This window comes from Microbulbifer sp. MLAF003, assembly GCF_030012965.1.
GTDB classification, from domain to species: Bacteria; Pseudomonadota; Gammaproteobacteria; order Pseudomonadales; family Cellvibrionaceae; genus Microbulbifer; species Microbulbifer variabilis.
In genome coordinates this window covers 3908674-3921076 of the sequence record NZ_CP120232.1, presented here as the reverse complement: position 1 = coordinate 3921076, position 12403 = coordinate 3908674, and the positions used below count along the sequence as shown (strand labels likewise).

Annotated in this window: 10 protein-coding genes; all 10 read left to right on the top strand. The window is 41.5% G+C overall.

All coding sequences use genetic code 11. From position 1 onward, the window contains the following. The first annotated feature begins 71 nt into the window (after window positions 1–71). The 10 genes from P3339_RS18645 (at window position 72) to P3339_RS18600 (ending at window position 12325) form a co-directional block, all read left to right on the top strand. Window positions 72–407, top strand: a complete 336-nt coding sequence (locus tag P3339_RS18645) for a hypothetical protein (RefSeq protein ID WP_282951515.1) — start codon at window positions 72–74, stop codon at window positions 405–407. 77 nt (window positions 408–484) lie between these two features. Continuing rightward, window positions 485–991 (top strand): hypothetical protein, encoded by a 507-nt coding sequence (locus P3339_RS18640; protein WP_282951514.1) that lies wholly within the window; start codon window positions 485–487, stop codon window positions 989–991. Between the two features lie 168 nt (window positions 992–1159). Then, complete coding sequence (locus P3339_RS18635) at window positions 1160–1468, top strand: transposase (protein WP_282951339.1); 309 nt, start codon at window positions 1160–1162, stop codon at window positions 1466–1468. A gap of 219 nt (window positions 1469–1687) precedes the next feature. Continuing rightward, on the top strand, window positions 1688–2320 hold the full coding sequence (locus P3339_RS18630) for an IS3 family transposase (protein WP_282951513.1): 633 nt from the start codon (window positions 1688–1690) through the stop codon (window positions 2318–2320). 497 nt (window positions 2321–2817) lie between these two features. Continuing rightward, window positions 2818–3648, top strand: a complete 831-nt coding sequence (locus P3339_RS18625) for a glycerophosphodiester phosphodiesterase family protein (RefSeq protein ID WP_282951512.1) — start codon at window positions 2818–2820, stop codon at window positions 3646–3648. A gap of 1143 nt (window positions 3649–4791) precedes the next feature. Then, window positions 4792–5556 carry a substrate-binding periplasmic protein gene (locus P3339_RS18620; protein ID WP_282951511.1) on the top strand — a complete coding sequence of 255 codons (765 nt, stop codon included), beginning with the start codon at window positions 4792–4794 and terminating at the stop codon, window positions 5554–5556. A 2297-nt stretch (window positions 5557–7853) separates the two neighbouring features. Continuing rightward, the gene (locus P3339_RS18615; RefSeq protein WP_020412098.1) at window positions 7854–8645 is read left to right on the top strand and encodes an ABC transporter permease; all 792 of its coding nucleotides are present in this window, start codon (window positions 7854–7856) and stop codon (window positions 8643–8645) included. Then, a complete protein-coding gene (locus P3339_RS18610; RefSeq protein WP_282951510.1) occupies window positions 8642–9349 on the top strand; it encodes an ABC transporter ATP-binding protein in 708 nt (235 codons plus the stop codon). The genes P3339_RS18615 and P3339_RS18610 overlap by 4 nt, the downstream gene beginning before the upstream one ends. A 129-nt stretch (window positions 9350–9478) precedes the next feature. Next, window positions 9479–10597 carry a KpsE/RkpR family capsule polysaccharide export protein gene (locus P3339_RS18605; RefSeq protein WP_282951509.1) on the top strand — a complete coding sequence of 373 codons (1119 nt, stop codon included), beginning with the start codon at window positions 9479–9481 and terminating at the stop codon, window positions 10595–10597. Window positions 10598–10690: 93 nt separating this feature from the next. Then, window positions 10691–12325 (top strand): polysaccharide biosynthesis/export family protein, encoded by a 1635-nt coding sequence (locus tag P3339_RS18600; protein ID WP_020412101.1) that lies wholly within the window; start codon window positions 10691–10693, stop codon window positions 12323–12325. The last annotated feature ends 78 nt before the right edge of the window (window positions 12326–12403 follow it).

The window sequence follows — 12403 nt, the reverse complement described above, 5'->3', positions numbered from 1 at the left end:
TTAAATAGTACAAAATAAATCAACTACTAAAACGCGCCTTAGCAAGGCGTTATTTTTACTAAGGAGGTATTGTGAAATACTTATTATCTTTAATTCTTTTTTTATCTTTTTCGGCAAGTGCCAATGACTGGAGTGGGCCAGTTAAGGTTGTCGAGATAATTGCTGGCTATAAAGATGGTTTCGTTCTTTTCCGTACTTCAGGAGATATAGTCAATCCAAACGACTGCCAAGACACGTATAGTTTGGATCCTGAGAACTCAAATGTTGAGCTTGCCCTTTCACTTCTTCTTGCAGCACAGAGAAGTGATTCTGAAGTGGAAATTGGAATTGATCCGTCTAACTGCGGTAGATCTGGCGTACAACACTTATCAGGAAAAATTAAAGTAACAAGAATTAGATCGCTATAAAAATAACAAAGCTTTGCAGCGGACCAATTAACGGCTCTTCGAGCCTAAATGCAATTGTTGCCTGAAAGCGATATTAAGTGGCGAATGAAGAAATGATGAATATTGAACTAATAGGAAACATAGTAGGACTCATTCTTGCCCATAGCGCCTATATCGGTAGTGGGCAAGATGGAGAGTTAATGGTTCCATATGTGATTTTCCAATCAGGAGAAAATAGAGAGCTTCAGAACTTTGAAGCCGAAACTCAGCAACGTGCTGTTGACTTAGCCCACGAGGCAATAGAAAAGCATCAACATATTGTTGATGTTTGGGCATATGCACAAGAGGGTCTTGTAACCCTGGAAGATGGCTCAAAGCAGGATGTATATCTAATCAAAGCATGGGCGCAGGGGCTAAGTGAGCCTATCCAGCTATACCAAATGTTTCATCCAAAGCCATTTAAACTCATTGGCAGTATAAAAATACTCAATTTTGAAGGTGCGGGCTTCGAGTTGGAACAAGCCGAAGCTTTCCATTCAGCCCTAAATTCAGGCATTACATCGCATCAAAAGGCCAATGAAAAATGGGAGGGGTGGTTAGAATAGAAGCTACTTTACAAGAGAGTGATGTTCGTTCCAGTCACTGCGTCGCTTCCATCGGACGGCCCACGCTTCACGCGGTCCGCCGCATACTCTAGGCGTTAAATGAAAGACTTACCCACGTTTAGTAGACACCCTGTATAGTTAGGTTTAGTCCTAACACGGAGGTGTATCATGGGTAAGAAAAGAACTCAGGCGTATACGGAGGAGTTCCGTAGAGAAGCAGTTAAGAGAGCGGAAAAGCCTGGAGCAACAACGGCCTCCGTGGCACGAGAGCTAGGCGTCAGCGCACAGCAGATCTACAATTGGCGTCGTCAATTTAATCGACTGTCTGATAAGCAGTTCAATAGTTTAGGCGGCGTCAACTATTCCAAACAGGAAAGCGCTGAAGTTCGCAAGCTCAAGAAGGAACTGCATGAAGCACGTCAGGAGGTTGAATTTCTAAAAAAGGCAGCTGCGTACTTTGCGAACCACCGAGAGTAAAGTACGCACTGATACAAGAGCATGTAGGGTCATTCCCGGCTAGCTTGATGTCTCGGTGTTTAGAGTTCTCAAGATCGGGTTATTATCGATGGTGAGGGCGGTTGCCACCTCCTCGCACGATTAGAAAGATACGAACAATCGAGAAAATCCGTGAGACGTTTGCTGAGTTTAAAGATCGGTTTGGAGCGCCTAGAATCACTCGCGAGCTTCAAGAGATAGGTGAGCCGTTCACGGTACTATGTCGTTGTGCTTATGCAACAGGAGCATATTAAAGCGAGAAACGGAAAAGGCTTTCGATATGGTCAGCCCGTAGAGGGAAATATCAATGTCGCCGCCAACCTACTTAGGAGTTGCTTTGATGTGGATCGACCAAATTGCCGCTGGACCAGTGACATTACGTATATCTGGGTTCTGGAGCGGTGGTTGTACCTCGCGGTAGTTATGGATCTGTACTCTCGACGTATTGTAGGTTGGGCATTCGACTCTCAGATGGCCGATGAATTGACACGTCGAGCACTGAAAATGGCTCTAGAGAGAGGACAAATAAAGCCTGGACTAATAGTTCACTCTGACAGGGGTGTGCAATATCGATCGCAGAAATACCAGGATCTCGTGTCTGAAAGCAAGTGCAAGCCGAGTATGAGTCGCCAGGCTAACTGTTGGGATAATGCAGCAATGGAATCATTCTTTTGCAGGCTAAAAGTCGAGCTGGTCTATGCCGGAACATTCGAAAGCGAAGTGCAAGCAAAATCTGAGGTGTTTGAGTACATTGAGATTTTCTACAATAGGGTTCGTAAGCACTCTGCATTGGGCTATGTAAGTCCAGCAGAGTATGAGCGTAACTATACATAGTTAGAGTGTCTACTTTTAGTGGGCAAGACCAATAGTAAAATAACTTAAATTTGATGATAACGAACCCAAATGCAAAGGATAATTAATTGAGCTGAGAACAATCTACTGAAAAATATGTGCGCTAGTACCGATTATTCGGCTGAATCACTGTTGCGTAAACTAAGTATATAGATTTAAGGTGAACTGTCGATTAAACCTTTACAATCTAAATTAAATTTTTATGACAAGAATAAATATTTAGCGTTTAAGGTTAGTTAAGAATATTCTGCTAATTTTTAGTAAATCTTCTAGAGCGTAACAGAAGTATTTTGTCATCACACTAATTTTTTAGTTCAAGTAATATTTGAACCAGATTGGAAATATGTTTATTAGATTCTTGTTATAGAGCAATATTAAACACCTAAAGCATAGATTCAATAAACTAGCAGGTTTGATTGGTAGTATATTTGTATTTCATGTAGTGGTGTACCAATTTAATAATAAAGGAAATTCTCTAAATGAAAAAAATGTTAAAAGCCATTGCCTGTCTTGCTTTAGGAGTCGGTTTCTGTAATCAGGCCTTAGCTATAGAGATTCTTGCTCACAGGGGGGCGTCTGGTGAGTACCCTCAAAGTACTTCCCTAGCATTTGATATGGCCATGGAACAGGGTGCAGATATCCTGGAGCTGGATGTTCATTTATCAAAAGATCGTTACATCATTATTAATCATGATGCAGATCTCAAAGACAATGTAGGGGTGTCTGATAAAATTGAAGATTTGACCTTAGGTGAAATTAAATCCCTGGATGCAGGATATGAATTCACTCGTGATAATGGTAACAGTTATCCCTTTCGAAATCAGGGGCTTACTTTGTTAACACTGAATGAACTATTCGAGCGTTATCCTGATGGTTTATTCAATGTAGAGATTAAACCTAATGATAAAGTGCTCTCAGAGATACTTTGGCAGATTATTTCAGATTATCGGATGCAGGGGCAGGTTACCGTTGCGAGCCAACATAGCAAAGCAATGAATCATTTTCGTGATATCAGCGGGGGTGAGGTTAGAACCAGTGCAACCATAGGTGAACTTATTGAGGCAAGTCTTGCCTGGAGCACAGGGTTCGGTTGGGCTTTCAAGCCTAAGTTTGATGTTGCTCAGCTTCCATATAGCATTACAACTAAGCCCTATGTGCGTTTTTTCCAGAAAAAAGGGGTACTTGTTGATCTGTGGACCGTGAATGATGAAGACCATATAGAGCGCAGTATTTCACTGGGTGTAGACGGCATTATTGGTGATTATCCTGATCGTATTTATCAGGCACTTGTAGATGCTGGAGAACGCTAATTTTTGAACCAAATTTCTTTATACTAATTTACAACCATAGCAAGCCATCATTAATAGAAGAGGGGCATCGTTGATAATGAAATGAGTAATCCCAGGCAATTTTTGATCATTTTGATGGTGTATGTAAATTTACGATACCGGCTTAAGAGTCGGTTTTTTATTCAAAAATAAATATTAATATATTGAAGTCATAGATTGTAATCAATTCCCTTGATATTTAGCGTCGCCCTTCTGCTTGCTACCCCATCAATTTGATGTTTAATAGAATCGATTTGTAGACGCCAGACAACAGTACAGTATGATTTTAAAGTGTGTAAAACGGTTTCTTCAAAATAAAGAAATTTAATTGTCACCAATTAAAACCGATCAGGAAAGCGGATCCACTTTCGATTTTTAGAATAGTTTCTATGTTTATTTTTATAATTTATCAATCAATTTTTTATTTTAAAATGTGATGGCACCTCTTTAGCTTGGTTTTCTGTCAATTACAGGACTTTGATATGGCCGAATAGATTTTTTCAGTATTTTTTACATTGGCCAGCTTGGTTTCAGATAATGCGCATTTAATAATATATGCTGAGCAATATCTAACTCTATTTAGGAGTTTGATCTGGGAAAGTATTCTGAATTTTGGTGACTAATATAAATCTTTTGGTGGTGTGGAATGGGCGGCTGCGAATGTCCAGTTATGAAGAATGTTCAAAATGGGCGATGACTTACTTAAGTTTAGGTATATAGTTCCTATTGAATAAAAGTAACAGGAACTTTGATAAGGAAAAGATTGCGTTAAAGATGATTCAATTTAATGCCTCTTACTACGGAAAATTTCAAATATCCGTGAAGGATGGAAGAAGTAGGCAGCCCTCCTAAAGTTCCCAACTACTGCTTATTTATTAGAAGGAGTAAATAATACCAAAGATGCTGAAAAGATTTTCATGCCAAAAGGGATTAATATTTAATTTCGGGTTCCACACAGGTTAATTATCTATAGAGGCCCACCAATCTATACGCATCACTGACATCATATTCGACTTATGGGCGAATTTTGGCGCTAGTCCGTGTCCATTACCATATAAGGTATTATTTCATAGCCTAATCTACTATCTAACTTATTCTAATTTCGGTGTCATTCTGAGTATTGTTATGCAAAACAATGGATTAAAACAGCTAGTTTTGATTTCCTTTCTATTTGGTTATGCACTGTTCACTTCCGCGTCAGAGCTTAAAGTAGCGATTGAGGAGGATGCGCCACCATATGTGGGGAATAATGCGGAACGCGGACTCGAGGTAGATGTAATACTAAAGTCACTTCCAGGATATTCAATAACATTTTTACAGATGAGCTGGGGTGATATTCCAAAAGCAATTGGGAGGGGAATTGCAAACGCAGAAGCAAATGCGATCGAACATGGTGGCCCAGAGAAGTACTACTACTCAAAATACTATATCGGTTTTGTGAATTATGCGATTAGTCACAAAAATAAAGGTTATAAGATAGATAGTGTGAATGATCTTGTTGGGCATGATCTCATTGTTTGGCAGGGAGCCCATCTTACTCTCGGACCAGATTTTAAGCGCCTGTTCTCGCCTGGAGCGCCAGGCAGGAAAAACTATGTTGAGGCTGATAACTCAGAGGATCAAGTCTTAGACTTCTGGAGAAATCCAGATTCTATCATAATAGTTGATAAAAGTATTTTTATGAATTTCACTATTGTGGAGGGACACTCAATGGATGAAGTGGATATCCACAAGATTTTTTTGCCTGTTACTAAATTCAAGATGGCATTTAAGAATGAAAAACCTAGAGATGATTTCAATAAGGGGTTAGACCGACTCTGTGCCAAAGGTGAATATGCTAAGTTGTTGAAGGAATATGGTATCCCAGAAAAAGCAAACATATGTGAATGAAATGTAATTTTGAACTAAGACTTTAAATTTTGGATGCGTGAAAAAATAAGTGATATGAATATATTTATAAATTATCTAGATAATAATTGGTTTTTAAGTCATTCTCTCTAAGCAACCTATTCATATATATTGCGATAAATACTCTCGGTTAGTTTTCCCCAAGAATCGTCATGGTAAGAGATTTATAACTGGTGATTCTATAGAAAATATAGGCAGGATTGTCGCTGTTGAAGATTAAGATAACTCAAAAATGAAGTCCTTGACGCTTGATTTCACATAATTAGATACTTCAGTAGACTAATCTTAAGAAAAACTGGCTCTCTTCGCCTTACATAGCATCTAGCTAAATATCATTATGATCCGAGCTCTTGTATGGTCGAGAATGCATATTGCCTTATGAGTATCATGTTGAATGATTTATTCATGAGGATATGTATAAAATAAGAGCAATTATTGAGAAGTTATTTTTTATTCTATGGATTCTTGAGTTGACTTTTAGTGAGAGTAACCGCCTCAAATTTTGATAAATTTTAATATTTTCCAAGCCTGTATTTCTTATAAAAATCATAGATGAGCTTGGTTCCCAGTAGATTACGATAAACATGGGAACACTCTAGTCTGCTAAGCAGTTTATTTCATTAAAACGACTGGTCTAGAAAGCTTGACTCAATCTACTAAGACTAACTTCCGTAGAATGGATTGATGCTTATTGGTTAGAGTTTCAAGGCTTACCACAACAAATTGTCTGTAGTTTACAAAGTTTACTTTTTTGTGTGGCAAGCTGCCACCAGTTATTGAACGATAATCGATGCTATGTAGAATAATTGATATTATCCCAAACTGAAAAGAAACAACTGTCTAACAAGCGGATAATTTTTGATGTTAGTGTATACCCATTGATTTGAGCTTGCCCCGAAATACGTAGTCTTTTAACACACACTGAGAGAAAGGGACAGATATCGAAAATGCGTAGTTTTTCAACTAGATTATTCATTGAGCCATTAGGCTTGTAACTTTATAGATCTTGCTGGTGGTAGCTGCGGGCAGTTAAATACGACTAATCTACTAACAAACTTAGCCTGCTTAATAGCTGGTTTACGATACTTTAAGCTGGGTGTGTATTATTTTGGTAACGTATAGTGACCTTGCAGTATCTATTAAAAGCTCATCGGCGATGATCTCGGTCGGCTGGTTGATTGATTGGGTGGACGAAGTGTTAGCCTAAATTTAGGTTGTTCAGTGACCGTTAACCACAAGGCAACCTTACTTGGATTGTTTTACTAAAAGCCTTTTTAAGGCGTGAATCTTGTTATCACCAACAGAGCGTTGCTGTGAAGCAAATTGGGCTGGTTTGGCTTTTATGAAAAGTCACTCCAATCGGGCACGGGCTTAATTAAGAGATGTCATTTTCACATGCTAGGCAAGCAAACGCCTAAGTGCGGATCACAGTGTGAGAACCTTTGTTTATTGCGTGAGTATGGGAGCCTATACCTTTGCAAGGTATGGCGTTGGTCAAGTCAGCCCTGAAGTAAAATCTTATCACTGTAGTTTTGGCATATGGGTACTAACGTATGCAAAAGATTGAGTAGACTTATTGCTTTCTTTAGAATGCAATCGATTGCATCGTTGAGCGACACCCTCTGAGAGCACTACCTCAATCAGGAGCGCCTCTATCGTTGCATAAGATTTGTTCAATTTATAAGGTTTATTAGTACGCTCAATAAATGATCGAATCGTTGGGTCATATACCGTGAATTTAGGTTGGAGCGGAAATTGTAACTGGTAAATTACGAAGAGCTGCACACGTTACGTTGAGGGAATGTTTGAGATTTTGGGTGAAGGTTCTTGCTGGAAATTTGCCCAGAGTGGATGCTTATTCGCCTGCTTGCCATTCAAACCATTTGGTCCAAGATTAGCCATTGGCGACAGGAAGCGTGCGTGCATTGAGTGGATTGATCAAAGAGTGTACCTTTTCAGACTACTCAGTCTGATCTCACCAATTTAGTGTAGGAAAGTTCGTAATGGCGCGTAATTAATTCGTCAAGACGCTGATGGCGGGACTGCGATAGCATACCGCGCCTATTAAGGACGCAACTGGCGTTTTCAGGAAGATTCGCTATATAAAGTGTGTGACCCTAGTATTTTTCACGCTAATAACAACGATCACAGCAAAAAGGCGCGTGTAACAGTTGTAACAATGTGAAAAAAATCCCACCAAATGGAATTGAGTTAATTATCCCAGTTTGTTGCCCTGGTTGGCGTGGAACTGGTTCACATATATCAAAGAAAAAGCTGATATGGAATCCTCCGTTCAACGCACAGTGTGGCAGATCCAGCGTGATGTAATTCATGCGATGCTGGTTAGGGAGATGAAAACCCGTTTTGGTAAGTGGCGGCTGGGCTATGTGTGGGTGCTGCTCGAACCGTCTCTGCATATGATGGTGCTTGTAACAATTTTCAGCTTGGTTAGGGAAAACTTCTACCCTGGTATTCCCACTGCATTGTTCATGTTATCTGGAATTGCGCCTTTCCTTTGTTTCAGCCATTGCTTTGGGAAGGGGCTTACTGCTATTGAGCCGAATAGGGGGCTGTTTAACTATCGGCAACTGAGACCATTTGACGCAGTGCTGACTCGCACGCTGTTGGAGTTTGCCATTTATTTAGTAGCCCTGACATGCTTACTTGGCTTGCTAGCGTGGTTCGGAGTGTCCACTCGTTTTAATAACTTCTTGTTGTTAGTAGTCGTAAACTTGCTATTTTTCTGCTTCTGCCTTGGGCTTAGTTTGGCTCTCTGTGTTGTTGGCCAAAGGTTTCCTGAAGCTGCGAAGATGTCCCCAATAATTGTACGATCGCTATATTTTTTGTCTGGGGTGTTTTTCTCACTGGAGCAAATTCCAGAAGAGTATCACCCTTACCTGGTATGGAACCCACTCCTACATGTTATTGAGCTTACTCGAGAGGGGTTATTTGTTCAGTATCAAGGAGCTTTTGGAAACCTTAACTACTTGATATTTATTTCCGTTTCTTTCCTCGCCTTTGGCTTGCTGACATATAGGGCTAACTGGCGTGACCTGGTGAGAAGCCAATGATCAAGTTGGAAAATCTAACAAAGTCTTATCGTACGCCAAATGGCCGTAAAGTACTGTTTCGCAATGTGAACTCGACTTTTCCAGAAGGAAAAAATATCGGTATTTTGGGCCGCAATGGTGCGGGTAAATCAACATTGTTACGCATCATGGGAGGTATTGACTATCCCGATTCAGGACGGGTGGTAACTGATAGGAGAATTTCCTGGCCCATGGGGCTTTCTGGCGGGTTCCAGGGAAGCCTAACTGGAAGGGATAATGTAGCTTTTGTTTGTGGAATACATGGCATTTGGGGTGAGGAACAGCGCAAGGTTATGGACCGGGTTCAGGACTTTGCCGAAATCGGCGATTATTTCGATGCCCCAGTAAAAAGTTATTCTTCTGGAATGCGCTCGCGCCTCGCATTTGGGCTCAGTATCGCCGTAGATTTTGATACTTACTTGGTTGATGAGGTGATGTCTGTCGGGGATGCGCACTTTAAGAGAAAGTGTGAAGAGATTATTGCCGAGAAGCGCAAAACTTCAACGTTCATTATTGTTGCCCATGCTATGCCATTGTTACGAAAAAATTGTGACGTTGGTATTTATCTTGATGCTGGACAGCTTACCGTATTCGATACGGTGGATGACGCTATTGAAAAATACCAGGGTGAACAACCTAGACCCAAACCCAAAGCTGGCAACGCCAATAAGGCTCTTAAAGTATAAAAGTTGATTATGGAAGCTAGAGACTCGCTCAAAGCAGAGCAAAAAATGGACCTTGCCAAGTATAAAGCGAAAAGCACTCTACGGAACGCTTTTAAGAGCTTAAAGCAATGGGTGGGGGAAAATGTATCAGTGAAAGATAAAACAATTAAAGATCATCTCTATCGGTGGCGTGGTATCACCCTGTTTGTTGTCTTACCACTTATCATGGTCAGTGCTTACTATCTTTTCTGGGTTTCTGAGCGCTATTTAAGTAGCACCCAGCTAATTGTAAAAGATAGCGGTTCCAGTCAAGTGGCCTCACCAGCTCTGGGTTTCCTTATGCCAGGAGTCGGCACAGATAATCAGGATGCCTTCCTGGTGGTTAACTATATCCAGTCTCTGGATATGGCTCTGTATCTCGATGAAAAACTGAAGTTGGCTGAGTATTACCAGAGCGATCGCCATGACATTTTCTCCAGGCTGGCTCTAGATGCTACGCAAGAAGACTACCTGGAGTATTACCGGAGCCATATCAACGTAGGCCATGATGAGACTACAGGTATCATCACAATAGATATGCAGGCCTATGACCCTACTTTTGCGCAGCTCTTGGTGGAGACAGTTACTCAAAAATCTGAAGACTTTGTCAATGCGGTGAGCAATCAGCTGGCAGACAAGCAAGTTGCCTTTGTGAAAACCGAAGTCGAACTGGCGCAAAGCAAGTTACGAAGTACCAAACAGGAGATTCTTGATTTCCAGAACAACAATAATGTGGTCAGCCCGGAGGAGTTAACCAAGGGGATAAGCAGCATTATTCAAGGCCTGGAAGCTCGCTTGGCAGAGCAGCGGGCGAATCTCACTGCAGCTAAAACCTACCTGAATACTGACTCCTCGCAAATTGTTTCCATGATGGCCGAAATTGGAGCACTGGAAAAGCAAATTGAAATGGAGAAGGTTCGCTTGGTCGGTATCGGTGAGGAAGAGGGCGACCAGAGACTTAATAGCTTGGGAGCGCATTTTCAAAATCTGGAGTTAGACCTTCAATTTGCTACTGATGCCTACGCGGCTTCTTTGAAAGCACTGGAAACTGCCCGAATGGAGGCTTCTGGTAAGCTAAAACATTTAATGGTAGTAACTCAGCCTTCTCTTGCTGAGGAAGCCGAATACCCACACAAACTATATAACCTGGCAACTCTCGCCATAATACTATTGATGCTATATGGGATAGTAAAAATGTTAGTCGCCAGCATTCGCGATCACAGAGTGTAACCTGGGCAGGGAAGGACCTGGCTCATAGATAGAACCGGCGAATATCGCCCTCTTATTAACTAAGTTAATTTTCATTTACAAAGAATGACGAAAATGATTAAAGGGAAAATAAGAAGCTTTGGTTTAGGAGTAGGGCTACTAGTTTCATTTGTCAGTATACAGTCTGTAGCTCTAGAGACTCAGCTAATAGATGAAGTGGCACCTACAGAAATACCGCGATCAGGTGTGCCAGTTTTTGGTGAATCCCTCTTTAAAGGAGCCTTCAAGGACCAGCCATTTAGCGGTTTTAATCCTGACTACCGGATCACTATAGGTGATCAAATCAATCTGCAGCTCTGGGGTGCTTATAGTTTTAGTGCCACCTTGCCAGTTGATCCCCAGGGCAATATTTTTGTGCCTGAAGTTGGGCCTGTTCATGTTGCAGGCGTTAAAAATGGTGTGCTGAATGATTTTGTCCTGCGGCATGTAAAGCGCGTCTTTAAAAATAATGTACAAGCGTACGCGAATTTAGAGGCTAGTCAGCCGGTAAAAGTGTTTGTTACCGGGTATGTTAACAGTCCCGGCCTATACAACGGCTTTAGTTCTGATTCTATTTTGTACTATCTGGATAGTGCCAGCGGTATTGATGCAGAAAGTGGTAGTTTTGTTGACATTAAAGTCATGCGCCAGGGAGAGGAGATACAAGGAGTAAATCTGTACAACTTCCTGGTGGACGGCATTATGCCAGCTCTCCAGCTTCGTAATGGTGATGTTGTTGTAGTGGGCGGGCGGCATGGATCGGTAACCGTGGAAGGTGCGGTACAGCAACCCGCTCAAATGGAATTCGTAGGGCCTTATACCCAGCTTGGGGAAATGCTACTTGTGACCAAGCCCGACCCACAAGCCAATTTTGCCCGAATTACTCAGGTCATTGGTGGAGTCCAGCAGGCTAACTACATGCCGTTAGCGGATGCTATGACAACGCGATTGTACCCTGGAGCACAAGTAGAGTTAGTACGAGATAACGATATTGAGTCTATTTCGATACGTGTATCGGGTGAGCTGGATGGTCCAGCTACCTATGTTCTTCCCTATGGAGCAACACTCAATGAATTGTTAGATCAGTTGAGTTTCCGAGGCAACGCTGATGTAGATTCTATTCAGCTTTACCGTAAAAGTGTTGCCGAGAGGCAGAGAGCAGCTTTAGATCGTTCGTTGGATGCCCTGCAAATGGAAGTATTAACGCGTCAGCCCAATACTGATCTGGAGAAGTCAGCGCAAAAAGACAATGCCATGATGATTCAAAATTTCATTGAGCAGGCACGCAAGGCTGAACCCAGAGGGCAGGTCGTGATTGCAAACAACCCAAACGCGGCGGAAATGCTTCTTGAGGATGGTGATGAACTGGTAGTGCCTCTAAAATCTTCAACGGTTTCAATAGTGGGAGAGGTTATATTTCCAACTTCTCTTGTGTATAGCAAAAAGCGTACTTTAGAGGACTATATCGAGCTGGCCGGTGGATTCGCTAATAATGCTAATCGCGATGAACTCGTTATTTTGCACCTCGATGGCACTATCAGTCGTATTGATGATAGGGACTTTGATAATCGCCTGGGAGATCGTTTGCGCCCCGGAGATGAAATCATGGTGATGCCAAAAATACAGTCTAGTGAATTACAAGTAACCAAAGATGTCACCGAGATACTTTATCGTATCGCAGTTGGCACAGCCGCAGTTCTCTCCTTCTAAATTGGTACGCGGTGCCCGTTATTTTTATTCATATTGGCCTCATTATTGCTGATTAATTGTCAGGAGCCGCGGAGTTTG

What these genes read in the sequence shown, in the direction of transcription:
- P3339_RS18635 (WP_282951339.1), top strand. Translation starts at nt 1,160, where the DNA reads ATGGGTAAGAAAAGAACTCAGGCGTATACGGAGGAGTTCCGTAGAGAA.
- P3339_RS18625 (WP_282951512.1), top strand. Translation starts at nt 2,818, where the DNA reads ATGAAAAAAATGTTAAAAGCCATTGCCTGTCTTGCTTTAGGAGTCGGT.
- P3339_RS18620 (WP_282951511.1), top strand. Translation starts at nt 4,792, where the DNA reads ATGCAAAACAATGGATTAAAACAGCTAGTTTTGATTTCCTTTCTATTT.
- P3339_RS18615 (WP_020412098.1), top strand. Translation starts at nt 7,854, where the DNA reads ATGGAATCCTCCGTTCAACGCACAGTGTGGCAGATCCAGCGTGATGTA.
- P3339_RS18610 (WP_282951510.1), top strand. Translation starts at nt 8,642, where the DNA reads ATGATCAAGTTGGAAAATCTAACAAAGTCTTATCGTACGCCAAATGGC.
- P3339_RS18600 (WP_020412101.1), top strand. Translation starts at nt 10,691, where the DNA reads ATGATTAAAGGGAAAATAAGAAGCTTTGGTTTAGGAGTAGGGCTACTA.